Raw genomic sequence first — 24,453 nt, forward strand, 5'->3', positions numbered from 1 at the left:
GCCCGACGGCACGGTGGACATCCTCAACACCGGCGCCGCCGGCACGCCGCTGACGACCGCCGACAAGGCGCTGCTGACGGTGGACGTGTGGGAACACGCCTACTACATCGATTACCGCAACCTGCGCCCGAAGTACGTCGAGACCTTCCTCGACAAGCTGGTGAACTGGGGTTTTGCCGAGGCGAACTTCGCCTGACCCGATTCACAGCCAGGCCGCGGCATCGCGCCGCTTCCTGAATGACGGCCAGCCTGTGTGCTGGCCGTTGTCTTTCGTGGCGCGTCAGTTTCCGAACGGCGCGCCGCGCAACTTGCTGCCGGCCTTGAGGCCGCGCTTGGTGAACCAGCCGGCGTTCATCTCCAGCGCAAAACGCACCGGCCTGGTCGAGCAATGCGACTGGTCGGACTGCGGCTGCATCTCGGCGATGTTGACGATGGTGCCGTCGTCGGCGACGAAGGCGATGGCCAGCGGGATCAACGTGTTGCGCATCCAGAAGCAGCGCACGTCGCTGTCGTCGTTGACGAAGAGCATGCCCTCGTTGGTCCCCATGCTGCGGCGAAACATCATGCCGGTCTGCTGCTGCAGCGGCGTGATGGCGAGCTCGGCCTGGATGACGTGCATGCCGGCGGTGAGCGGCACCGTGCGCAGGCGCGGCTGCGGGCCGTCCTGCGCCCAGGCGGCCAGCGGCAACAGCACGAAGAGCAGGGCGGTGCGGCGGGCCGCGGCGAGCAACCGTGAGGGCTTGATGGAAGTCATGGACGCGGATGGTGGCTGTGGCCTAGATTATCGGCACCTCGACGGCGAAGCCGATGTATCCAGCCACAGCCGTACCCATAGAAGCCGCCCTTGCCGTTCTCGACGACCCTGCCGAGTTCAACGGCTGCACGCGCTGGGTCGTTGACGGCGCGGGCCAGCGGGTGGCCGAGACGGTGCTTCAGCTTTCGGGCATGCACTGCGCGGCCTGCAGCGGGCTCATCGAACAGGCGCTGCGGCGTGTCGACGGTGTGCGCTCGGCGGGCGTCAGCGCGGCCAGCGAACGCGCCACAGTGTGCTGGGACCCGGCGCGCACGCGGCCGTCGGCCATCATCCATGCCGTGCAGGCCGCAGGTTATGGCGCCGTCCCCGACGCCGCGGCACCGGCGCGTGCACTGCGCCGCCAGGCGCACCGGCAGGCGCTGTGGCGGCTGTTCGTCGCCACCTTCTGCGCCATGCAGGTGATGATGCTGGCCACGCCCAGCTACGTCGCCGGCCCGGGTGAACTCGAACCCGAGATGCGGCAGTTGTTGAACTGGGGCAGCTGGATACTGTCGCTGCCCGTGCTGGCCTTCTCGGCCGGGCCCTTCTTCAGCGGTGCCTGGCAGGCACTGCGCGCGAGGCGCATCGGCATGGACGTGCCGGTGGCGCTGGGCGTGGCCATCACCTTCATCGCCAGCACCGGCGCCACCTTCTCGCCCGACGGCATCTTCGGCCACGAGGTCTACTTCGACTCGCTGACGATGTTCGTCAGCTTCCTGCTCGGTTCACGCTACCTCGAACTGACGGCGCGCCACCGCGCGGCCGATGCGCTGGAAGCCTCGCTCGCCCGCCTGCCCGAAACGGCGTGGCGTGTGCTGCCCGACGGCAGTACCGAAGCCGTGAGCCTGCACCGCCTGCGCCCGGGTGACTTGCTGCGTGTGCCCCTCGGCCAGGCCTTCCCTGCCGACGGTGTGCTCGAGGCCGGCCACACCCGTGCCGACGAAGCCTTGCTCACCGGCGAGTCGGCGCCCGTGGACAAACCGCCCGGTGCCGCGGTGGTGGCCGGCAGCGTCAACCTGGGCGCGCCGGTGGCCATGCGTGTGCAGCGTGTCGGCGGCGACACGCGGCTGGAAGCCATTGTCTCGATGATGCGCAGTGCGATGGCACAAAGGCCGGCCGCTGCTGCGCTGGCCGACCGCTGGGCCGCCCCCTTCCTGTGGACCGTGCTCATGCTCGCCGCGGGTGCTGCGGCCGCATGGAGCGTGATCGACCCGTCGCGGGCCGTGTGGGTGGCGGTGTCGGTGCTCATCGTCACCTGCCCCTGCGCCTTGTCGCTGGCCGCGCCCGCCACGCTGGTCGCGGCGGCGCGTGGCCTGGCGCGGCGTGGTGTGCTGCTGCAGCACCTGGACGCGCTGGAACGCCTGGCCCGGGTGCAGCAGGTCTTCTTCGACAAGACCGGCACGCTCACCGAAGACCGCCTGCAGCTGGCCGGCGTGCGTCTCACCGATGCGGGCCGCACCCAGCTGGGCGATGCCGCCGCGGCACGGGCTGTTGCCGCAACGCTGGCAGCCTGGTCGTCGCACCCGCTGTCGCGCGCGGTGGTCGAAGCACAGGCCGCGGCACCCGCCGACCCCGAAGCACCGGCGGGCTGGACCAATGTGCAGGAGGTGGCCGGTCAGGGCGTGCAGGCCAGCGACGCCCAGGGCCGCACGTGGCGGCTGGGCGGGCCCGCCTGGGCCGGTGGCGCCGGTGGCGACGACGCGCAGGTGCAGCTGTCCTGCGACGGCGAGGTGCTGGCGGCGCTGGACTTCGAGGAGACGCTGCGCCCCGGCACCGAAGCGGCGCTGCGCGACCTGCAGCAGGCCGGCGTGCAGGTGACGCTGCTTACCGGTGACGCCCCCGCGCGCGCCGCGGCGCTGGCGCGGCGCCTGGGTGTGCAGGACGTGCGCGCCCGCGCCACGCCCGAGGACAAGCTGGCCGCCGTGGCGCAGGCGCAGCACGAAGGCCGCTGCGTGGCGATGGTCGGTGACGGCATCAACGACGCACCCGTGCTGGCGCGCGCCGATGTCTCGCTGGCGATGGGGCAGGGCGCGCTGGTCTCGCGCAGCCAGGCCGACGCCGTCATCACCTCCAACCGCCTCGGTGACCTGGTGCGTGCGCGTGCGACGGCCCTGCACGCGGTGCGCATCGTGCGCCAGAACTTCGTGTGGGCCGGCAGCTACAACGCTGTCAGCATTCCGTTGGCCTTGGCGGGTTATCTTCCTCCCTGGGCCGCAGGCCTGGGCATGGCCCTGAGTTCGCTGGTGGTCATCACCAACGCGCTGCGCGCAGCCCGCTGAAGACGCCGATTCGCGATGGAAAGCCTCTACCTGCTCATCCCGCTGTCTGCCGCCCTGGTGCTGGCGATCATCGCGGTCTTCGGCTGGGCCCTGCACAAAGGCCAGTTCGAGGACCTCGAGGCCGAGGGTGCGCGCATCCTGCAGGAAGATATTGCATCAGTTGATGCTGATCAATTCATGTCCGAACCGTCCCGCGAACAATCGCGCGTCCTGGAAAAACCACGCCTGTAACGAGGAGAAAACAGATGGCAACAAGCGCCGCAACGGCAGCACCCAAGGAAGGGGTCTACACGGACGCGGTCGTCAGACTGTTTTCGCTGGCCGCCGTACTCTGGGGCGTGGTGGGCATGCTCGTGGGCGTGATCATCGCCGCGCAGCTGACCTGGCCGGAACTGAACCTGGGCATCTCCTGGCTCAGCTATGGCCGGCTGCGGCCGCTGCACACCAATGCGGTGATCTTCGCCTTCGGCGGCTGCGCGCTCTTCGCCACCAGCTACCACGTCGTGCAGCGCACCTGCCAGACGCGGCTGTTCGCACCCGGGCTGGCGATGTTCACCTTCTGGGGCTGGCAACTCGTGATCGTGGCGGCGGCGGTCTCGCTGCCGCTGGGCCTGACCCAAGGCAAGGAGTACGCCGAGCTCGAGTGGCCCATAGACCTGCTGATCGCCGTCGTCTGGGTCTCCTACGCCATCGTCTTCTTCGGCACCGTGGGCATCCGCAAGGTGCGCCACATCTATGTCGCGAACTGGTTCTTCGGCGCCTTCATCCTCGCCGTGGCGCTGCTGCACATCGTCAACAGTGCAGCCATTCCGGTCGACATGACGAAGAGCTACTCGGCCTACGCCGGTGTGCAGGACGCGATGATCCAGTGGTGGTACGGCCACAACGCCGTGGGCTTCTTCCTCACGGCCGGTTTCCTGGGGATGATGTACTACTACATCCCCAAGCAGGCCGAGCGGCCGGTGTACAGCTACCGCCTGAGCATCGTGCACTTCTGGGCGCTGATCTTCACCTACATGTGGGCCGGCCCCCACCACCTGCACTACACCGCGCTGCCCGACTGGACGCAGAGCGTGGGCATGGTCTTTTCGCTGGTGCTGCTGGCCCCGAGCTGGGGCGGCATGATCAACGGCATCATGACCTTGAGCGGTGCCTGGCACAAGCTGCGTGACGACCCGATCCTGAAGTTCCTCATCGTCAGCCTGTCGTTCTACGGCATGAGCACCTTCGAGGGCCCGATGATGTCGATCAAGACCGTCAACGCGCTCAGCCACTACACCGACTGGACGGTGGGCCACGTGCACAGCGGTGCGCTGGGCTGGGTGGGCATGATCACCATCGGCTCGCTGTACTACCTGATCCCGCGCCTGTTCGGCCAGAAGCAGATGTACAGCGTCAAGGCCATCGAGACCCACTTCTGGATCGCCACCATCGGCATCGTGCTCTACATCGCGGCGATGTGGATCGCCGGTGTCATGCAGGGCCTGATGTGGCGCGCGGTGAACCCCGACGGCACGCTGGTCTACAGCTTCGTCGAGAGCGTCAAGGCCACCTTCCCCTACTACGTGGTGCGCCTTTGCGGCGGCCTGCTCTACCTGAGCGGCATGCTGCTCATGGTCTGGAACGTGGTGATGACCGTGAAGAGCGGCAAGCCGGCCCTGGCGCCGATCCCGCCCGTCAACGCCACCCCGGCCCACGCCTGAGCGCCCTCCAAGGAGACCATCGAAATGGCCAACACACACGCGCCCAGAGGTCACGAGAAGATCGAGACCAACAACTTCCTGATGATCGTGCTGATCCTGCTGGCGGTGGCCGTCGGTGGCATCGTCGAGATCGTGCCGCTGTTCTTCCAGCGCTCGACGACGCAGCCGGCCGAGGGCGTCAAGCCCTACACGCCGCTGCAACTGGCCGGCCGCGACATCTACACGCGGGAGGGTTGCTACAACTGCCACTCGCAGATGGTGCGGCCCTTCCGAGCCGAGGCCCTGCGATACGGCGCGCTGTCGACGGCAGGTGAGTTCGTCTACGACCACCCCTTCCAGTGGGGCAGCAAGCGCACCGGCCCCGACCTGCACCGCGTCGGCGGCAAGTACAGCGACGAGTGGCACGTCGTGCACCTGAACAACCCGCGCGACCTCGTGCCCGAATCCAACATGCCGGCCTACCCCTGGTTGCTGCAGGCCACCGTCAGCCCCGAGGGCATCGGGCCGCGCATGAAGGCGCTGCGCAGGGTCGGCGTGCCCTACACCGACGAAGAGATCGCCAAGGCCGCCGAGGAAGTCAAGGGCCGCACCGAGATGGATGCGCTTGTGGCCTACCTGCAGGTGCTCGGCACCGCGCGCAAGTGAGGAGCCCCGCCCATGGACGTCAATGACCTGCGCTCTGCTGTCACGGTCACGCTCTTCCTGCTGTTCCTGGCACTCGTGGTCTACACCTGGAGCCGCAAGCGCAAGCCCGAATACGACGAGGCGGCGATGCTGCCCTTCGCCGACGAGCAAGACACCGTTGCACCCCGAGGAGAAAAGCCGTGAGTGATTTTGTCAACAGCGGCTGGGCCTGGTTCGTGGCCGTGGTCACGGTGCTCAGCCTGCTGGCCTGCCTGGGCCTGCTCATCATCGCCAGCCGCCGCAGGGTGATGGCCAACGACAACACCACCGGCCACGTCTGGGACGTCGACCTGCGTGAACTGAACAACCCGCTGCCGCGCTGGTGGATGTACCTCTTCGTGCTGACAGTGGTCTTCTCGGCCATCTACCTGGCCTTCTACCCCGGCCTGGGCACCCACGAAGGCACGCTGAAGTGGACCAGCGTCGGTCAGTACGAGGCCGAGCAGGCCAAGGCGCGGTCGGCGATGGAACCGGTGTACGCCAAGTACGTGGCGATGTCGGCCGAGCAACTGGGCGCAGACCCCGCGGCAATGGGCATAGGCCAGCGCCTCTTCCTGAACAACTGCGCGCAATGCCATGGCAGCGACGGCCGTGGCAGCAAGGGTTTCCCGAACCTGGCCGACGACGACTGGCTGGGCGGTGACACGCACGACTACGTCAAGGGCGTCATCGGCAACGGCCGCACCGGAAACATGCCGCCGATGGCCGCCGCGGTGGGCTCGGCCGACGACGTGAGGAACGTCGCCCACTACGTGCTGAGCCTGTCGGGCAGCGCGCACAACAGCGTGGCGGCCCAGCTCGGCAAGGCCAAGTTCGCCGCCTGCGCCGCCTGTCACGGGCCCGAGGGCAAGGGCCTACAGGCCCTGGGCGCACCCAACCTCACCGACAAGATCTGGCTGCACGGCTGGGGCGAGCAGGCCATCGTCAACATCGTCACGCAGGGCAAGCAGAACGTGATGCCGGCGCAGGGCCGGCTGCTGACGCCGGAACAGATCCACGTGCTCGGTGCCTACGTGCTGAACCTGTCCAAGGCGACACGCGTCGCCGCCAAGTGAGAGAGCACACACCGGCTTGAGCGATACCGCCATCAAGGTCGAAGCCCCGAAGCCGGGCGACGAAGACGCCCGCACGTCGATCGTCTCGCTCTACCAGAAGCAGGACAAGATCTACGCCCGCGCCGTGTCCGGCTGGTTCGCCGGCTGGCGCTGGGCGCTGGTGTGGCTCACGCAGCTGGTCTTCTACGGCCTGCCCTGGCTTGACTGGGGCAGCCGCCAGGCGGTGCTCTTCGACCTGGGCACGCGGCGCTTCTACATCTTCGGCCTGGTGCTCTACCCGCAGGACTTCATCTACCTGACGGGCCTGCTCATCGTCTCGGCCTACTCGCTGTTCCTGTTCACGGCAGTGGCCGGACGGCTGTGGTGCGGCTATGCCTGCCCGCAAACGGTGTACACCGAGATCTTCATGTGGGTGGAACGCCACTTCGAAGGCGATCGCAACAAGCGCATCAAGCTGGACGAAGGGCCGTGGAACGCGAACAAGGTGCTGCGCAAGGGTGGCAAGCAGCTGGCATGGATGGCGATCGGGCTGTGGACCGGCCTGACCTTCGTCGGCTACTTCACCCCCATCAAGACGCTGGTGCCGGCGGCCTTCAACACGGGCCTGGGCCCCTGGGAGACCTTCTGGGTGCTCTTCTACGGCTTTGCTACCTACGGCAATGCGGGCTGGATGCGCGAGCAGGTGTGCAAGTACATGTGCCCCTACGCGCGCTTCCAGAGCGTGATGTTCGACAAGGACACGCTGATCATCAGCTACGACGCCGAGCGCGGCGAACCGCGCGGCACACGCAGCCGCAAGGCGGCACTCGGGTCGTCCGGCCTGGGCAGTTGCATCGACTGCAACCTGTGTGTCCAGGTCTGCCCCACGGGCATCGACATCCGCAATGGCCTGCAGTACGAGTGCATCGGCTGCGCTGCGTGCATCGACGTCTGCAACGGCGTCATGGACAAGATGAAGTACCCGCGTGGGCTCATCCGCTACGACACCCAGGCGGGCATGCAGCAGCACCTGGGGCGCAACGGCCTGCTGCGCCGCGTGCTGCGACCGCGCGTCCTCGTCTACACCACTGTGCTGGTGCTCATCATTGCCGCACTGGCCACCAGCCTGTGGCTGCGCTCGCCCTTCAAGGTCGATGTCGTTCGCGACCGCGGCGTGCTGGCGCGTGTGGTCGACGACGGTTGGGTCGAGAACGTCTACGGCCTGCAGATCATGAACGCCACCGAGCAGGTACAGCGCTACCGCATCGCCATCACCGGGCTGCCGCAGCTGGCCACCGACCAGACGGGCGACATCAGTGTCGACCCGGCCCAGGCGCGCTGGGTGGCGGTGGCGGTGCGCGTGCCGCCCGAAACCGCGGCGCAGGCCGGCGCCGGCAGCCACAGCATCCAGTTCACGGTCGCGCGCATCCCGGGCCAGCCCGACGAAGCGTTGCGCACCGTGGTCGAGAAGTCCACATTCATGGTGCCGCGTTGAGCGGCGCCCGATCAGGAGAAGTTGCCATGTCCTCGCGACCCACTGACGCCGGTTCCGCCACCAGCCCCGTCGCTGCCACGCCATGGTGGCGTGAGCCCTTCATGTGGATGGTCGTCGGCGGCCCGCTGACCGTGGTGGTGGCAGGCTTCGCGACGTTGGCCATCGCCATCGCCTACCCCGACCCGGTGATCGTCGCCCCCAGCACCGGCAACGTCGCCGACCAGCCGGCCGTGCAGGCCCGCAACCATGCGGCCAGCCCGAAGCCCTGAAGCCTGTTGGCGATGAAGAGCCTGACCCGCCGTCTTGCGGCCATCGCCTGGCCCGCTTTCCTGGGGGCCGGCGTGCTGGAGATCGCGGTCTTCGCCTTCGTCGACCCCGCGTCGCTGCAGACGCCCGGCGGCTCGGCGCTGGAGATGTCGGCCACCGCCGTCTACTCGATCGCCTTCTTCGTGTTCTGGGCGGCCACGGCCGCAGCCTGCGCGCTGACGCTGCTGCTGCAGCGCGCCGCCGACGACGTCAACAGCCGCGTCTGGCGCGACGGCTGATGCCGCGCGGCGGCGGGTTCAGCAGGCCGTGCCGTTGACCAGCTTCTGCAGGGCGTCGGCGTCGAGGACGCGAATCTGGCGCTGCTTGACCTCCAGCACGCCGTCTTCCTGGAACTTGCTGAAGGCGCGGCTCACGGTCTCGAGCTTCAGGCCCAGGTAACTGCCGATCTCCTCGCGTGTCATGCGCAGCACGAGTGAGCTGGCCGAGAAGCCGCGGGTGCGCAGCCGCTGCGTCAGGTTCAGCATGAAGGCGGCCAGGCGTTCCTCGGCGCGCATGCTGCCCAGCAGCAGCATCACGCCGTGGTCGCGCACGATCTCGCGGCTCATGATCTTGTGGAAGTGGCGCTGCAGGTCGGACAGTTCGCGCGACAGGTCCTCGAGCTGGTGGTAGGGGATGACGCAGACCGAAGAGTCTTCCAGCGCCAGGGCGTCGCAGGTGTGGCGGTCGGTGCCGATGCCGTCCAGGCCCAGCAGTTCGCCGGCCATCTGGAAGCCGGTGACCTGGTCGCGACCGTCTTCCGACGACAGGCAGGTCTTGAAAAAACCGGTGCGCACGGCGTACAGCGAGGTGAAGGCGTCGCCGCTGCGGAACAGAGGCTCGCCCCGGGCCACCGCGCGGCGCGTGGCGACGATGGCTTCCAGGCGTTCCATCTGGTCTTCGGACATGCCCACGGGCAGGCAGAGCTCGCGCAGGTTGCAGCTGGAACACGCGACCTTGAACGGTTCCATGCGGACGGGCGGGGGAGAAGGGTGCATGACGACGTGGTTACCTGCGAAGCCCGCAGTATCGCGCATGCCCGCATCCCCGCGCCACCGTCCTGCCGAGGCCCGTGGCCTTGAGCAGGATCAAGACGGGCCGGCCTCGCTTTGGCACAGTCCGACCACGAACTTTGCGGTACACCCATGAACACATCCGTTAGCCCCGACGTCGAAACCTTGCTCTCGGATGCCCTGCTGCGCCGTCTTGACGTGCCCGGCCCCCGCTACACGTCCTACCCCACGGCCGACCGCTTCGTCGAGGCCTTCGGGCACAACGAGTACCGCCAGGCACTGCGCCAGCGTGCCCAGGGCGCCACGGTGGGCGGCAGCGGGCCGCTGTCGATCTACATCCACATCCCGTTCTGCGAGCAGCTCTGCTACTACTGCGCGTGCAACAAGATCATCACCAAGCACAAGAGCCGCGGCGCCGAGTACCTGGTCGACCTGCAGCGCGAGATCGACCTGCACGTCGTCGAGCTCGGCCGCACGCAGCCGGTGTCGCAGCTGCACCTGGGCGGCGGCTCGCCCACCTTCCTGGACGACAACGAGCTGGCGGCGCTGATGGCGATGCTGCGCGGCGCCTTCAAGCTGCTGCCCGACGCCGAGGTCTCGATCGAGGTCGACCCGCGCACCGCCACACCGCAGCGCTTGCGCAACCTGCGCGAGATGGGCTTCAACCGCGTCAGCTTCGGCGTGCAGGATTTCGACCCCGACGTGCAGGTGGCCGTGCACCGCATCCAGCCTTTCGAGAGCGTGCGCGAGCTGGTGGCCGAGGCGCGAGCGCTGCGCTTCGAGTCGATCAACGCCGACCTCATCTACGGCCTGCCCAAGCAGACGCCCGAATCGTTCAAGCGCACCATCGCGCAGATCGCCGAACTGCGGCCCACGCGCATCGCGCTCTACGCCTACGCGCACCTGCCGCAGCGCTTCAAGCCGCAGCGCCGCATCGACGACCATGCGCTGCCCACGGCCGAGCAGCGCATCCGCATGCTGCGCGCGGGCATCGCCGGCTTCATCGCCAACGGCTATGTCTACATCGGCATGGACCACTTCGCATTGCCGGGCGACGCGCTGGCCATCGCCAAGCGCCAGGGGCGGCTGCATCGCAACTTCCAGGGCTACACCACGCAGCCCGACTGCGACCTCATCAGCCTGGGCGTGTCGGGCATCGGCCGCGTCGGCGCCACCTACAGCCAGAATGCCAAGACGCTGGATGAGTACCACGACGCGCTCGACCAGGGCAACTTCCCCATCGTGCGTGGCCTGGCGTTGACACGCGACGACCTGCTGCGCCGCGCCGTCATCATGGCACTGATGTGCCAGGGCCGGGTCGAGTTCGAGTCCATCGAACTGGCCCACCTGGTGAAGATGCACGAGGTCTTCGCGCACGAGTTCGAGGAGCTCAAGCAGCTCGAGAAGATGGGGCTGGTGGAGGTGTCCGACCAGGACATCCAGGTCACCGCGATGGGTTGGTTCTTCGTTCGCGCCGTGGCCATGGTCTTCGACCGCAACCTGCAGGCCGACCGCGTCAGGGAGCGTTTTTCCCGCATCATCTGAGCGTGGAGATTCCCCTCATCGCCAGCGCTGCCTTCCTGGGGCTGGCTGGCGTGCCGCATTGCACCGCCATGTGCGCAGCGCCCTGCGCGGCTGCCGTCGGCAAGGGCGGCTGGCCGGCCAACCTCGGCTTTCATCTGGCGCGTGTGCTCGGGTATTCGGCGGCGGGTGGCGTCGCGGCGGCCAGTGTGGGTGCGCTGGCGGGCTGGTCGCAGGTCGCGCCGGCGCTGCGGCCGCTGTGGGTGATGCTGCACGCCGCGGCGCTGGTGTTCGGCGTATGGCTCCTGGTGAAGGCGCGCCAGCCGGCCTGGCTGTACGCGATGGGGCGCACGCCATCGAGCCCGTCCGTGGCCGCGGGCTGGCAGACGGTGAAGGGGCCCGCGCGCGCCGCTGCTGCTGGCGGGCTGTGGGTGGCCTGGCCCTGCGGCCTGCTGCAATCGGCCCTGCTCGTGGCGGCCATGGGCAGCAGCGCCGCCACCGGCGCGCTGGCCATGGGCGGCTTTGCGCTGGCCTCGGCGCCCGGGCTGATTGTCGGGCCCTGGGTCGCGCGCCACCTGCTCGGCGGCAGCAGCAGCGCCGCACGCGAGCGCCTGGCCGCACGTGCCGCCGGCGTGATGCTGGTGGCCTTCTCGGGCTGGGCGCTGCTGCACGGTGTCTGGCACGACGTGGCGGCCTTCTGCGGCCTGGCCTGAGACGCGAATCGCCTGGTTTGGGCAGCGCTGATGTCAGTCGTTTGACAGGGGTCGTCGCATAGAATTCGAGGTTCACAAAACCGATGCCTTCGCACCCGCGGCGGCCCTGTGGAGACCACACATGTACCAGCACATCAAGGTGCCCGCCGGCGGGCAGAAGATCACCGTCAATGCGGACTACTCGCTCAACGTGCCCGACCAGCCGATCATTCCCTATATCGAGGGCGACGGCACGGGGCTGGACATCACGCCGGTGATGCTGAAGGTGGTCGACGCCGCGGTGGCGAAGGCCTACGGTGGCAAGCGCAAGATCCACTGGATGGAGGTCTACGCCGGCGAGAAGAGCACCAAGATCTACGGGCCCGATGTCTGGCTGCCCGAAGAGACGCTGCACGCGGTGCGCGACTACGTGGTCTCGATCAAGGGCCCGCTGACGACGCCCGTCGGCGGCGGCATCCGCAGCCTGAACGTGGCGCTGCGCCAGCAGCTCGATCTCTACGTCTGCCTGCGCCCCATCCAGTACTTCAAGGGCGTGCCGAGCCCGGTCAAGGAACCCGAGAAGACGCACATGGTCATCTTCCGCGAGAACTCGGAAGACATCTACGCCGGCATCGAATTCGAAGCCAAGAGCGACAAGGCCAAGAAGCTGATCGCCTTTTTGCAGACCGAGTTCGGCGTCAAGAAGATCCGCTTCCCGGAAACCTCCGGCATTGGCATCAAGCCCGTGTCCACCGAAGGCACCGAGCGCCTGATGCGCAAGGCCCTGCAGTACGCCATCGACAATGACAAGCCCAGCGTGACCATCGTGCACAAGGGCAACATCATGAAGTACACCGAAGGTGGCTTCCGCGATTGGAGCTACGCCTTGGCGCAGCGCGAGTTCGGCGCCGAACTGATCGACGGCGGCCCCTGGATGAAGTTCAAGAACCCGAAGACGGGCAAGGACATCATCGTCAAAGACGCGATTGCCGACGCCTTCCTGCAGCAGATCCTGTTGCGTCCTTCCGAGTACAGCGTAATCGCCACGTTGAACCTGAACGGCGACTACATCTCTGACGCGCTGGCCGCGCAAGTCGGTGGCATCGGCATTGCCCCGGGCGCGAATCTGTCGGATTCGGTGGCCATGTTCGAAGCCACCCACGGCACGGCACCCAAGTACGCTGGCAAGGACTACGTGAACCCCGGTTCCGAAATCCTGTCGGCCGAAATGATGTTGCGCCACATGGGCTGGTTCGAAGCGGCTGATCTGATCATCTCGTCGATGGAGAAATCCATCCTGAGCAAGAAGGTGACGTATGACTTTGCGCGCTTGCTGGAAGGCGCGACGCAGGTGTCGTGCTCAGGGTTCGGTCAGGTCATGATCGATCACATGTGATCCAGCTTCACCGCGTCTCATGACGCCCCGTAAGCCCTTGATTTTCCTGGTGAAAGTCAGGGGTTTTTTGTTTCAACTCGTCTCAAGGTAGACCACGAGATCCCGCCACTTTGGAGGGTATTTGGGGGAGAATCCTCCAAGTTCTTCCATTTGGAGGGCTTGCAGCCGGGAGCTCTTTGGTGGGGGCTTCAAAGCATCGTTTATCGCGATGCGGGAGCGCTTCCTCAGATCAGGATTTGAGTCCGCTGAGCAGCACCTGCCAAAACTTGTGGGAATAGCCTGGCATGCCGTCATTGCTAAACACGCGACCTGCCAAGTGCATGCCGAGCTGCCGATAACTTTCCCACTGGGCCTCATCTTCCGACTGGTTTAACTCGGCTTCCTGGGGGAAGTGGGGTTGCCGCCTGTAGTGCTGAGTCACGTCGACCGACATGTTCGGGAGCTGCACAGGCTTGATGAGGATGATGCGCGCAATCAGTTCATGTGAAGCCACGCCGGAGCCGACGCTCCGTTCAGTGCCCAGTACGTCAAGCATTACGGCGCAACGGCCAGTAGCTTCGGCCGCGTTGGCCTTGAAATCTTCGGGGCGACAAAACACCTGATTGAGCAACGCCTCATTGTGCGCATGAGGATGGACCTTAAGTTCCAGGCCGTGGTCGATGCGCACCATGCGGGTCAAGTTGGCCAGCGCATCGAATCGATAGTCGGGGTCGCAGGTGAAGTCGCAGGATAAGATTAGACGGATCTGCCGCTGCTTTTGGGCTTCGGGGCGCAACAGTTCGTAGAGCCCCAATTCGTCGAAGTCTCCGCCGCCTGTCAAATACTGATAGGGGCGTTGCTCACCGAAAAAACATCCCTTGAGCTTATCGAGCAGATACAACTGTGTCGGCAACGCTCGCCTCAGCATGTCATTGCGCATCCAAGGGGTCTTCAGCGGGCCCTGCCACCAATGCCCTGAGCGCACATTGGCAAAGCCCAGAGACAGTCGCATCCCGAGATCACGAGTCATTCTCTGGTCTGTCGCGGTGTCAGAGGCCGATATACCCAACCAATCGCCATAGGTTAGAGGACGTGATACCTCGGAGGTAGCCTCGTGCGGCCAACAGATGGATTTGCCGTAAGCATAGATTCCGCCTGGTGCGACCGCCAGTGGCTTCCCTTTTCTGTTGGATTGCGCCTGTTGCTCACCCAGACTGACGGTCTGGTTGGCGCAGACATGGATGAGGTGGATGGGGGCCAGGTGGTTGCGATAGATATCCTCAAGTGACAGATGATCGCCTTGGATCGGCTCGCTCGCTTCGCTAGCATCAGTTGATGCCGAGGGCTCAAACCGCGTGTGGTTGCTGGCACCCAGATACGTCCGTGTGATTCGTTCGGTATAGGCGCTCAGACTGCCCGACAAATTTAGGAACGACGGGTAGCGCGCGACCAGCAATGCCAGCAGCATCGAGCCGGCCAAAGCCATCAAGGCGAAGTGTTCAGCTTGGAGTGTGCGTTCCACATTCGCCAGCACCAGTGGGTCGGCCCATCCGGAAGGCCAGACAAAGCTGAGAAGGATTAAATCAAGAGATACAGCCAACGACATCCACAACCCGCAGCCCAGCAGCAGGCTCAGCCAATTTAGCGGCAGTTTACCGAAGCGATCAGACAGCCAAATGACTGCCGTTTTCAGCAAACCATTATCGCTGCCTTCATCTTGCCAAGTCCGACCTCTGTTGAGCAGAAGCACAGCAGCGACGATGCCACCCCAGAGGGCGAGGAGTTTCCACATGGACAACCAAAGCCAGGCGGTCTGCCCCAATGTGTCAATGAGACCCAGGCCGAGTGTCAGCAACAGTATCCACACTGTGTTACTCAGCCACGAAGACAGCTGATGGCGCTGCCTTGCGATCGAGCAGTTAATTGAACGTTGCGTTTGCCAGGCAGACAATGTATGCCAGCAGGCCGCGAGCAAGATGACGATGCCAATTGCGCCCATGAAGGTGCCGAGATAATATCGATTTCGTTGATAAGTAAAAAGCAAGCTTAGAGCGATCATCAAGAGGCCCAGCAGCAGGCTGATCCCGACAGGTGCATTGACGTATCGCGGCAAGGTCGTTGAGGGCCACTTCGTCGCCTCCAGATGTGGTGACAGCAGCACAGGGCGACACAGCCAGTGCGCCATGCCAAGCGGGAGAAAGGTCAACCACACTATCCCGGCGCTCAAGATCCATAGAGAACTCCACCAGATGCCATAGGCATCTCGCGTCGCATGGGACAGCAGGTCAGCTTCTAAGTCCGCATAGCTCGACCAACAGTAGGCGAGTGTCCATCGCGCAGCCTGCACGGAAGCAAGAACCAGCAGGATCAGGGTGGCCATTACTATCTGCATAGCCGCCCAGTTGAGAATGGTTTCTCCGACGTCTCTGATTCTGGATCCCGATCGATTGGCCACCACGAACCGACTGTTCCCGCGTAGCCATGCAAGTGCAGCGCTGCCAGGATACTTGGGATCAAATGACGTGTAGCGATGAGGTGCGCCGGGCGGATCCTCCTGAAGGACGCGGTAGGCTTGCGCAGTTGTTTCGAATGGTGTCTCATGGGATCGACCGGATAGGCGTCCACGAACAAACAGGCTGCATAAAAAGCCACCTATGAATCCGCCGCCACCAACCGTGCTGATGAAGTCGAATTGCGCGAGGAGCGGCCAAGGCAACTGTGGCGGTGCCCCGAGCGCGGAACTGTTTAGAGGGCCTGGAGAGCCCGCTGGATCGGGCAACTTGGCCATCATCTGTAGGACGCCAAGTCCAAGGGTGGCGCTGCGCACGCCTCCTCCAGATATCGCCAAAGCCCATTGGCCTGTAGACGCATCATGTGTCTGTTGTTCGCGCAGCGTTGTAGCAGGTCGTTGAATGCCCAGTTCTAAGCGTCGGGCGCGTGCGTTGCGCGCTTCTTCTGCGGCATCAGGTTGTACGGATGGTTGGTTCATGACGCTCATACGGTTCTCCCTGTCTCCCTTCAGCCTCAGGTAGGTCGACGAAATCTCGCAGTTCTTGGCGCACTTTACAACTGCGTTTAGCTGCCAGCAAACACGTCTCGCTCAGCGGCGTTTCGCGACTTGGATACGGCTGTCTGTGGCTTGATGAGTTTGCCCTGCATTGTTGGGGCCATGGAACGACAGTAGCTGCGAAAGCAATGACCGGGACAATCGATGTCCGTTCTTCTCTGAGCAATGCGAAGCCTGGGTGGACCATGTGCTGGCTTGATCGCCCCACGTTCCAAGCAGGCCCACGACTTCTTCAAAAGTCGTGGGCCTTTCTCATGGATTGATTCAGGCGATTCAGCGAACTTTGATGACGACCTTGCCCTTGGCGCGACCAGACTCGACGTATGCCATGGCCTCATTCGTCGATTCGAAGGGAAAGACTTTGTCGATTACCGGGTGAATGGCGCAAGCCTCGATGAGTTGGGTGATCTCACGCAATTGGCTGCCGCTGGCTTTCATGAACAGGAATGAGAAGCCAACGCCGAGCTTTCTCGCCTTTCGCCGGACGGACGAGCTGAGCAAGCGCATCACCAGCCGCACGAAGCCGGGTGCGCCGATGGCCTGCCCGAACGCCGGATCCGGTGGCCCTGAAATGGAGATGAGCTTGCCTCCACCCTTCAAAACGCGCAGGGACTTGTCGAGCGTCTTGCCGTCCTGGCTGTTGAGCACAACGTCCTGGTCGCGCAGAACAGCTTCAAGGTCTTGCGTTTTGTAGTCGACGACAACATCCGCGCCCAGGCGCTTCACCAAATCAATGTTGGCTGTGCTGGTGGTCGTGGCCACGGTGGCGCCGAGGTGTTTGGCCAATTGGATGGCAAAGGTGCCAACGCCGCCAGATCCGGCCTGGATGAAGACCTTCTGACCTCTTTTCAGCTTGGCTGTTTCAACCAGCGCTTGCCATGCGGTCAAGCCCACCAGCGGGATGGACGCGGCTTCCTCCATGGACAGGTTCTTGGGCTTGAGCGCGAGCGATGATTGCTTGACGGCGACGAACTCGGCGAAGGTACCGATCCGGAAGTCATCGGTCCGCGCATAGACCTGGTCGCCCAGCTTGAACTGCTTGGCGAGCAAGCCAAGCTTGACCACCACGCCCGCGACGTCGTGGCCCAGCACGAGAGGCATCTCATAGGGAAGAATGAGTTTGAACTCGCCAGCTTTGAGCTTGGAATCCAGCAAGTTCACGGCGGCGGCGTGAACCTCGACCAGGACCTCGTCATCGCGCAGCACCGGCGTGGGAATCTCTTCCTTGGCTAAAGTGCTTTTCTTGCCGTAGCGTTTCAGGATGAATGCTTTCATGGCGTTTCCTTGCTGGCCTCAAAGGCGCAGGTCTTTGCGAACGCCGGAGTCCAGCACGCTGGCTGGTGCGAATCGGCGCAGCAGGCGCAGGCGGCTCGCAAGTCCAGGGGCGTAACGCGCATCGGGGCGATCCGCCAGGGCGGCCTTCAACACGATGTCGGCCACCACCTCGGGGCCATCGGCGCCGACGAGCACTTCTTTCACCCGTTTGTCCACCCGGGCGCGGACATCGCGGTACACATCGATCGGCGCATCGGGCTTCATCAGGTTCGCATCAAACGGGGTGTTGATGTAGGCGGGCTCGACCGCCGAAACCCGGATGCCCAGGGTGCGCAGCTCGTGGTCAAGCGCCTCAGAGTAGCCCGCCACCGCATGCTTGGTCGCGGAGTACAAGGCCATGTAGGGCATGGGCAGGAAGCCCAGCACGGAGCCGATGTTGATGATCCGCCCGCTGGCCTGGCGGCGCATGTGAGGCACGACTGCACGCGTCATGCGGACGATGCCGAAGAAATTGGTGTCGAAGATGGCCTGAGCCTGTTCGAGCGAACTCTCTTCCGCGCCGGCAGGGGCCACACCGAACCCGGCGTTGTTGACCAGCAGGTCCAACCTGCCCTCCAACTGCATCAGTTTTTGCACGGCGGCTTCGACGGAATCATCACGCGTGACGTCGAGCGGCAGCATCTCGAACAGGCCTTCGCCGTTCTGCCCACCACGCCGGCTGGTGCCATAAACGGTGTAGCCCGCCTTGGCGAGCCGCTTGGCCGTGGCTTCGCCGATGCCCGATGAGGCGCCTGTGACGAGGGCGATCTTGCGTTTCATGCTCATGGTGTTTCTCCGGTGTGAAATGCATTTAACATGATGATCATCATGTGTAAATACGACCAAAATGGAAAGGCCTTCATCAAGGCTTCAATTGCGGGTGGGAAGCAGGTGCTTGAGCGCGGCCTCGCGCAGGCTGTCGGACAACGCAGGCTCATCGACAGCGCGGGCCAGCACCAGGGCGCCCACCATGGTGGAGATCGTGACGAGCGCGCGCTCATGGGCACCTGGCTGCCCCCAGTCTGAAGATTGCCGCGCCAGAACATCGACCATTTCCTTGATGTGCCGGGTGGTCACGCGGCGCACTTGGGGGGCTTGACGAGAGGTCTCAGATCCCAGCGCGGCCAGCGGGCAACCCATTTCAATGCCTTCGGCATGTTCCTTGGAGAGGTAGGCTCGAAGCATGGTGGCCAAGGCATTATCGGCAGACAGGCTGGTCACCGCCTTGGCGGCGGCCGCTGCCGATTCCGCACAAGCCTGGGCGGCGGCTTCAGCCAGCATGGCTTCGCGCGAATCGAAGTGAACGTAGAAAGCGCCGTGGGTCAGGCCCGCCTCCTTCATGAGGTCAGCGACGCCGGTGCCCGCATAGCCGCTGCGACGGATTGCCTTGGCAGCCACAGACACGATGCGCTCGTGCGTGGCTTCCTTGGCAGCAGTTCTGGCATTGACTTTGGACTTTCGCATGATAGACATCATATCAATTTAATTCCTGTTGTGGGCCCTCATGCTCGCCCGGCCCATGCGGCCTGATCCAAACCATGTACAACGCTGGCACGAACACCAATGTCAGCACGGTAGCCGCGATGAGCCCGCCCATGATGGCCATCGCCATCGGCCCCCAGAAGATGCTGCTGGTCAAGGGCACCATGGCGAGCACGGCGGCGGCGGCCGTCAGGACCACCGGTCGCGAGCGGCGCACCGTCGCGTCCACCACGGCTTGCGCTTGCGGCATGCCCGATGCGATGTCGCTGTCGATCTGGTCCACCAGGATCACGGCATTGCGCATGATCATGCCGCCCAGCGCGATCACCCCCAGCAAGGCCACGAAGCCAAAGGGCGCGTTGAAGATCAACAAGGCCGGCACCACGCCGATGAGCCCCAATGGCGCGGTGAGGAACACCATCCACATGCGCGAGAAGCTCTGCAGCTGTACCATCAGGATCAGCAGCATCACCACCAGCATCAGCGGGAAGACAGCGAACAGCGCCTGGTTGGATTTGTCGCTTTCTTCGATGGCGCCGCCTTGTTCGATGCGGTAGCCGGGCGGCAACTTGTCGATGATCGGCTGGAGCGAGGGCCAGATCTTCATCGTGGCCGATGGGCCCTGCACACCGTCGTGCACGTCGCTGCGCACGGTGAGCACCATGTCGCGGTTGCGGCGCCACAGCACAGGCTCTTCGAATGTGGGCACGAGGATGGCCACCTGCGACAAGGGCACCACAGCGCCGCTGCGGGTGAACAGGCTCACGTCGCCCAGTTGCTCCAGCGCCAGCCGCTCGTTTGGGTTGGCGCGCACGGTCACGTCAATCAGGTCCTCGCCGCGGCGGATCTGCGTCGCGGGGGCCCCGCTCAACACGGTCTGCATCATGGCCGAGACATCCGCGCTGGTGATGCCCAGCAGCCGGGCCTTGTCCTGGTCGAGCTGAACGCGCAAGGTCCTCACCTGTTCGTTCCAATCAAGCTGAGTGCCACGAACGAGGGGGCTTTGCCGCACGGCATCGCGCACCTGGTAGGCGATCTCGCGGACCTTGCCGGTGTCAGGGCCCACCACGCGGAACTGCACTGGGAAACCAACTGGCGGGCCGAACTCGAAGCGCGTGACGCGGCCCCGCAAATCAGGGAAGGCCCGCTCAGCGGCGAACATGTCAATCAGGCGACGCCGCACGGCTTCACGGTCGGCCACATTGGCCGTCTTGATGACGATCTGCGCGTAGCTCGGGTTGGGCAGCTCAATGGGCAGAGAGAGGAAAAAGCGCGGCGCCCCGGCGCCCGTGTAGGCGCTGAAGTGCTGAACCTGGGCATCGCGTTTCAGCACCTGCTCGAAACGCTTGACCTGGGCCTCGGTGGCCGTGAACGAGGCGCCCTCGCGCAGGCGCAGATCGACGATGAGTTCCAGGCGCGACGCGGTCGGGAAGAACTGCTGCTGCACCAAGCCCATGCCAGCGATCGCGCCGACGAAGAGCACGCCCGTGGCGGCCAGCACCGTCACGCGGTGGGCCATGCACCACTGCAGCAGACGGCGCAGGCGCTGGTAGAGCGGCGCCGCGTAGGGATCATGGGCCGCGTCGCCATGCACCTTCATGGTCTTGGGCAGCAGCACGATGCCCAGGTAGGGCGTGAACACCACGGCCACGAACCAGGATGCGATCAGGGCCACGCCCACCACCCAGAATATGCCGCCCGCGTACTCGCCACTGATTGACTTGGCAAAGCCCACCGGCATGAAGCCGGCCACGGTGACCAGCGTGCCGGTCAGCATGGGGAAGGCCGTGGACGTGTAGGCGAAGGTCGCCGCGCTGACGCGGTCCCAGCCCTGCTCGATCTTCACGACCATCATCTCGACGGCGATGATGGCGTCATCCACCAGCAGGCCCAGGGCAATGATCAGCGCGCCCAGCGAGATGCGGTCCAGGCTCCAGCCCGCCGCCAGCATCACGATGGCGACAATCGCCAGCACCAGGGGCACGGAGGCCGCCACCACGATGCCCGTGCGCCAGCCCAGGAAGAGGAAACACACCGCCAGCACGATGGCCAGCGCCTCGAGGAAGGAGCGCTCGAACTCCCACACGGACTCTTCGACGATGTTGGGCTGGTCGGCCACCTTGTCCACCACCACGCCCACGGGCAGGCTGGCCTTCAGCGCGGCCATGCGCGACTCGAGCTCGCGGCCGAGCGTCAGGATGTTGCCGTGCCGGTCGAAGGTGATGGCGAGCATCAGCACCGGCTTGCCGTCATGCCGCACGGTGAACGAGGGCGGATCTTCCAGCCCCGCGCTGACCTTGGCCACATCGCCCAGGCGCAGCAGCTTGCCGCCAGCGGTGATGGACACATGGGCCACGTCGCGCGCATCGCGCAGGGTGCCATCGACCCGCACGAACACCTGGTCGCCGCGGCCTTCGGTCGAGCCCGACGGGCTGACGGTGTTCTGGCGCGCCAAGGCCTCGATCACGGTCTGCGCACTGATGCCCAGCGAGGCCAGGCGCTGGCTTGAAAACTCGACGTGGACCTTCTCGGCCTGCCGTCCGAACACATCGACCTTGGTCACGCCTGGTTGGGTCTGCACCTGCCGCTTGATGTCTTCGGTCAGGACTTGCAGTTCAGGCCAGCTCAAGTCAGTGGCGCTGATGGCGTACATCACGCTGTAGACATCGCTGAACTCGTCATTGAAGATGGGCCCCAGGACGCCTTCGGGGAACTGGTGGCGCACGTCGCCGATCTTCTTGCGGGCCTGGTACCAGGCGCGTTCCAGATCGGCCTTGGACGTGCCGCCCTTCATCCAGAGGTTGACGGCTCCGTAGCCCTGGCGCGAGAAACTGCGGATAAAGTCGACGCCCTCCATCTTTTGCAACTCGCGCTCCATGCGGTTGAGCACCTGGTCCTGCACCTGCTGGGCCGAGGCGCCGGGCCAGGCCACCACGGCGGTCATCGTCGGCACCATGAACTGCGGGTCTTCCAGGCGGCCCAGTCGCGTGAAGGCAAAGGCGCCCACCAGGAGGCTGCCAATGATCATGAACAGCACCATGGCCCGGTGCGTGACAGCCCACTCAGAGAGATTGAAGGACTTCATCACAGGCTCCCGGGGCGCATGACGGCCTGCACCTTCATGCCCGAATCGAGCTTCTGCGCGCCCGCCGACACCACCAGCACGCCATCGGGCAAGCCGGTCACACGCACCTGGTCGGTGGATTGCGACAACAGCGTCACTGTCTGGCGCGTCAAGGTGCCGACCTTGTCATTGACCAGCCAGACCGACGGGGTCTTGTTGGTCGTGAGCAGCGCGCCCGATGGCAGTTCGGCCGAAGCAGTGGTGCCCTTTCGTGTCAGTTGCACATCGGCCGTCACGCCCATGCGCAATCCCGGTGGTGGCGAGGCGATGGCGTAGCGCGCCCGAAAGGTGCGGGTCTGCGCCGAAGCGCTGGGCGCCAACTCGCGCAGCTTGAGCTTGACCAGATCGGGCATGCCAGCAATGCGCGCTTGGCTGATTTGGTTGCGCAAGTCCGCGGCGAGGGCTTCAGGCACATCCACCACCACCTCCAGCTCGCCGGGCTTGGCCAGCACCATCACGGCCTGCCCTTCTGCCACCATTTGCCCCACCTCGACCTGCAGGCCGGTCACCACGCCATCGAAGGGCGCAGCCAGCACCGCATAGCCCGCCCGGTTGCGCAGCACCTCCAGCTGCCGTTCGGCCTGTACCAGGCGCGCCGCAGCCGCATCCGAGCGGGCCTGTTGACGCTCTTGGTCGGCCGCGCCCACCGAGCCGTCGGCCAGCAGTCGTTTGAAGCGTGCCGCATCGCTGGCCGCCTGCGTGGCGTCGACCTGCGCTGCGCGCAGTTGCTCTGCGGCGGCGTCTGCGGCGAGTTGGTAGTCGGCCGCGTCGATACGTGCCAGCGGCTGACCGGACCGCACGGTCTGGCCGATATCAACCAGGCGGGCCGTGACCTTGCCCCCGGCGCGGAACGCCAGATCGCTCTCAATGCGCGGGCGAATGGCGCCGCTCAGGATCCGCACGTCTTCGCCGTGGTCGTTGTGCACCGGTGTGACGTAGACGGCGGGGATTGGCGGCGCTTTTTCAGCGGCGGGCGAGCAGGCGGTGAGAACCGCCAGCCCACTGAGGACCAGGCCAGTCCAGACCAGGGCGTGGGCGAGCTTCATCAAACGGAAGTCAGAGGCGTCAATCATGGCAAGCTTTCAGGAGCAAGGCTGGAGGGCATGGTGCTGGTGTTGGTGGTCATGGCGGCAGGCGTGTCCTGCCATCCGCCGCCCAGGGCCGAGGCGAGCTGAACCGTGTTCAGCGCCAACTGGGCTTGGCCATCGATGGCCGACAGTTCGGCGGCGATCACGGCACGCCGTGCATCAAGCAGTTGCAGCAGGTCGATCTGGCCTTCGCGGTAGAGCGAATCGGCATGGCGCAGACCCATGCGCCGCTGCTGGGTCGTGGCGTCCAGCGCGGCCGAGCGATCACGCTCCTGGGCCAGGGCCACCAGGCTGTCGTCAACGTCCTTGACGGCGCCAAGCACGGCCTTCTCGTACTGCAAGGTGGCCATGCGCTCTTTGGCCGATTGCCGCTCAACGGCGGCACGCAAGCGGCCTGCATCGAACAGCGGCATGGTGAATGCCAGCGCCGCAGTGCTGTACCGCACCGGTGACAAGTCCAGCGCATTGAGGCGCAGGTCCTGCCGCCCGAACGCCGCGGCCAGGAAGAACTTGGGCCACCGGTCGGCCTGGGCCTCACGCAAGCGTGCGGCTTCGGCCATGAACTGCTTTTGCGCCACGCGCAGATCGGGGCGCCGCATCAACAGATCGACAGGCTGCCTGGCGGACAAGCGTGGCGGAGTGGGCAGCCATGGCGCGGTGGACGGATCGAGCTCAGCCAATGGCCGGTTGGGATTGGCGCCCACCAGCACGGCCAGTTGAGTCTCGGTGACGGAGACGAGGGTCCTCAAAGGCGGCAGTTGCGCGGCCAGCGCTTGCACCTCGCCTGCGGCCCGCGCCACGTCGAAGCGACTGGCCAGGCCCGCGGCCTCCCTGCTGCGGGTCAGCCGCTCGGTGTCGGCCTGGGCTTTCAGCAAGGCATCCAGCTTGGCCAGCCGCAGACGTGCGCTTTGCCAAACGATGTACTGCCGCGCGACTTCGCTGCTCACCAGCCAGCGCGCCACGTCCACGCCTTCTTCAGCGGTCAGCGCATCCAGCTCCGCGGCATCGGCGCCAGCGCGTGCAGCGCCAAACACGTCGAGCTCCCACCCCAGGTCAAGCGCGCCCCGGTAGGCCCGTGTGTCGGGCTTGCCTTGCTTGACCTGATCGGGCAAGCCGCTGCGCTCGTCGGACGCCGACCCTGTGAGTGACACGGTGGGCCAAAGCCTGGACGCTACCGCCGTCTGCCCAGCGCGGGCTTGCCGCGCACGCTGCACGGCGATGCGGACATCGTGGTTGGCCGATTGGGCGCGCTGAACCAGGGCCATGAGGGCGGCGTCGTCAAAGCTTCGCCACCAGCTTGACTCGACAACAAGCGCCTGGTCTGGCGCCTGCCGAAAGCTGGCGTCTTCGGCGGCCGATACATCGGGCGGCTCGGGTTTGGGCGAGGCGCAAGCCGACAGCAAAGCGGCCAGGCACACGGCGAGCAAAGGCGGCAATGGCCGAAGCCTCAATGGCGAAAAAGACATGATTTCGCTTCAATGGTTGA

General features: G+C 65.3%; 22 protein-coding genes. 13 read left to right on the top strand and 9 right to left on the bottom strand.

Going from position 1 to position 24,453, the window contains the following annotated elements:
* Positions 1-196, top strand: a 196-nt coding sequence (locus tag Q7V20_RS03685; protein WP_304787293.1) for a Fe-Mn family superoxide dismutase, incomplete at its 5' end; no start/stop codon positions are given.
* An 84-nt stretch (positions 197-280) separates the two neighbouring features.
* Here the strand turns inward: Q7V20_RS03685 and Q7V20_RS03690 are convergent.
* Complete coding sequence (locus tag Q7V20_RS03690; RefSeq protein ID WP_304787295.1) at positions 281-754, bottom strand: DUF192 domain-containing protein; 474 nt, start codon at positions 752-754, stop codon at positions 281-283.
* Positions 755-807: 53 nt separating this feature from the next.
* On the opposite strand from Q7V20_RS03690, the gene Q7V20_RS03695 reads away from it, so the two are divergent.
* Genes Q7V20_RS03695 through Q7V20_RS03735 form a run of 9 tightly spaced genes read left to right on the top strand, consistent with a single transcriptional unit; the run spans position 808 to position 8,533 of the window.
* Complete coding sequence (locus Q7V20_RS03695; protein ID WP_304787297.1) at positions 808-3,072, top strand: cation-translocating P-type ATPase; 2,265 nt, start codon at positions 808-810, stop codon at positions 3,070-3,072.
* A 15-nt stretch (positions 3,073-3,087) separates the two neighbouring features.
* Positions 3,088-3,303, top strand: a complete 216-nt coding sequence (ccoS, locus tag Q7V20_RS03700; protein WP_304787299.1) for a cbb3-type cytochrome oxidase assembly protein CcoS — start codon at positions 3,088-3,090, stop codon at positions 3,301-3,303.
* A gap of 14 nt (positions 3,304-3,317) precedes the next feature.
* The gene (gene ccoN / locus Q7V20_RS03705; RefSeq protein ID WP_304787301.1) at positions 3,318-4,775 is read left to right on the top strand and encodes a cytochrome-c oxidase, cbb3-type subunit I; all 1,458 of its coding nucleotides are present in this window, start codon (positions 3,318-3,320) and stop codon (positions 4,773-4,775) included.
* A 24-nt stretch (positions 4,776-4,799) separates the two neighbouring features.
* Positions 4,800-5,420 carry a cytochrome-c oxidase, cbb3-type subunit II gene (gene ccoO, locus Q7V20_RS03710; protein ID WP_304787303.1) on the top strand — a complete coding sequence of 207 codons (621 nt, stop codon included), beginning with the start codon at positions 4,800-4,802 and terminating at the stop codon, positions 5,418-5,420.
* Positions 5,421-5,432: 12 nt separating this feature from the next.
* Positions 5,433-5,603: a CcoQ/FixQ family Cbb3-type cytochrome c oxidase assembly chaperone gene (locus Q7V20_RS03715; protein WP_304787305.1), complete on the top strand. Its 171-nt coding sequence runs from the start codon at positions 5,433-5,435 to the stop codon at positions 5,601-5,603.
* Entirely contained in the window at positions 5,600-6,514 is a 915-nt protein-coding gene (ccoP, locus tag Q7V20_RS03720) for a cytochrome-c oxidase, cbb3-type subunit III (RefSeq protein WP_304787308.1), read from the top strand. The genes Q7V20_RS03715 and ccoP overlap by 4 nt, the downstream gene beginning before the upstream one ends.
* Positions 6,515-6,530: 16 nt before the next feature.
* A complete protein-coding gene (gene ccoG, locus Q7V20_RS03725) occupies positions 6,531-7,988 on the top strand; it encodes a cytochrome c oxidase accessory protein CcoG (RefSeq protein WP_370652396.1) in 1,458 nt (485 codons plus the stop codon).
* Between the two features lie 26 nt (positions 7,989-8,014).
* Entirely contained in the window at positions 8,015-8,257 is a 243-nt protein-coding gene (locus tag Q7V20_RS03730; protein WP_304787310.1) for a hypothetical protein, read from the top strand.
* 12 nt (positions 8,258-8,269) lie between these two features.
* On the top strand, positions 8,270-8,533 hold the full coding sequence (locus Q7V20_RS03735; protein ID WP_304787312.1) for a hypothetical protein: 264 nt from the start codon (positions 8,270-8,272) through the stop codon (positions 8,531-8,533).
* Between the two features lie 18 nt (positions 8,534-8,551).
* On the opposite strand, the gene fnr is transcribed toward Q7V20_RS03735, so the two are convergent.
* Positions 8,552-9,289 carry a fumarate/nitrate reduction transcriptional regulator Fnr gene (gene fnr, locus Q7V20_RS03740; protein ID WP_304787394.1) on the bottom strand — a complete coding sequence of 246 codons (738 nt, stop codon included), beginning with the start codon at positions 9,287-9,289 and terminating at the stop codon, positions 8,552-8,554.
* 147 nt (positions 9,290-9,436) lie between these two features.
* Here fnr and hemN point away from each other — a divergent pair, with 147 nt between their 5' ends.
* The 3 genes from hemN to icd all read left to right on the top strand — a co-directional run bounded on the left by hemN (position 9,437) and on the right by icd (position 12,913).
* Positions 9,437-10,849, top strand: coding sequence for an oxygen-independent coproporphyrinogen III oxidase (gene hemN / locus Q7V20_RS03745; RefSeq protein WP_304787313.1), 1,413 nt, complete (start codon positions 9,437-9,439; stop codon positions 10,847-10,849).
* Between the two features lie 2 nt (positions 10,850-10,851).
* Positions 10,852-11,538 carry a sulfite exporter TauE/SafE family protein gene (locus Q7V20_RS03750; protein ID WP_304787315.1) on the top strand — a complete coding sequence of 229 codons (687 nt, stop codon included), beginning with the start codon at positions 10,852-10,854 and terminating at the stop codon, positions 11,536-11,538.
* Between the two features lie 121 nt (positions 11,539-11,659).
* A complete protein-coding gene (gene icd / locus Q7V20_RS03755) occupies positions 11,660-12,913 on the top strand; it encodes an NADP-dependent isocitrate dehydrogenase (RefSeq protein WP_304787317.1) in 1,254 nt (417 codons plus the stop codon).
* Between the two features lie 229 nt (positions 12,914-13,142).
* Here the strand turns inward: icd and Q7V20_RS03760 are convergent, their stop codons facing one another.
* The 7 genes from Q7V20_RS03760 to Q7V20_RS03790 form a co-directional block, all read right to left on the bottom strand.
* A complete protein-coding gene (locus Q7V20_RS03760; protein ID WP_304787319.1) occupies positions 13,143-15,881 on the bottom strand; it encodes a hypothetical protein in 2,739 nt (912 codons plus the stop codon).
* A gap of 351 nt (positions 15,882-16,232) precedes the next feature.
* Positions 16,233-17,234, bottom strand: a complete 1,002-nt coding sequence (locus tag Q7V20_RS03765) for an NADP-dependent oxidoreductase (RefSeq protein ID WP_304787321.1) — start codon at positions 17,232-17,234, stop codon at positions 16,233-16,235.
* Between the two features lie 18 nt (positions 17,235-17,252).
* Complete coding sequence (locus Q7V20_RS03770; RefSeq protein WP_304787323.1) at positions 17,253-18,059, bottom strand: oxidoreductase; 807 nt, start codon at positions 18,057-18,059, stop codon at positions 17,253-17,255.
* Between the two features lie 84 nt (positions 18,060-18,143).
* On the bottom strand, positions 18,144-18,749 hold the full coding sequence (locus tag Q7V20_RS03775; protein WP_304787324.1) for a TetR/AcrR family transcriptional regulator: 606 nt from the start codon (positions 18,747-18,749) through the stop codon (positions 18,144-18,146).
* Position 18,750: 1 nt separating this feature from the next.
* The gene (locus Q7V20_RS03780) at positions 18,751-21,840 is read right to left on the bottom strand and encodes an efflux RND transporter permease subunit (RefSeq protein WP_304787327.1); all 3,090 of its coding nucleotides are present in this window, start codon (positions 21,838-21,840) and stop codon (positions 18,751-18,753) included.
* A complete protein-coding gene (locus Q7V20_RS03785) occupies positions 21,840-22,952 on the bottom strand; it encodes an efflux RND transporter periplasmic adaptor subunit (protein WP_304787328.1) in 1,113 nt (370 codons plus the stop codon). The genes Q7V20_RS03780 and Q7V20_RS03785 overlap by 1 nt, the downstream gene beginning before the upstream one ends.
* On the bottom strand, positions 22,949-24,433 hold the full coding sequence (locus Q7V20_RS03790) for an efflux transporter outer membrane subunit (RefSeq protein ID WP_304787331.1): 1,485 nt from the start codon (positions 24,431-24,433) through the stop codon (positions 22,949-22,951). Before Q7V20_RS03790 ends, Q7V20_RS03785 begins: the two co-directional genes overlap by 4 nt.
* Between the last annotated feature and the right edge of the window lie 20 nt (positions 24,434-24,453).

Source organism: Aquabacterium sp., assembly GCF_030652515.1.
Lineage (GTDB): Bacteria > Pseudomonadota > Gammaproteobacteria > Burkholderiales > Burkholderiaceae_C > Aquabacterium.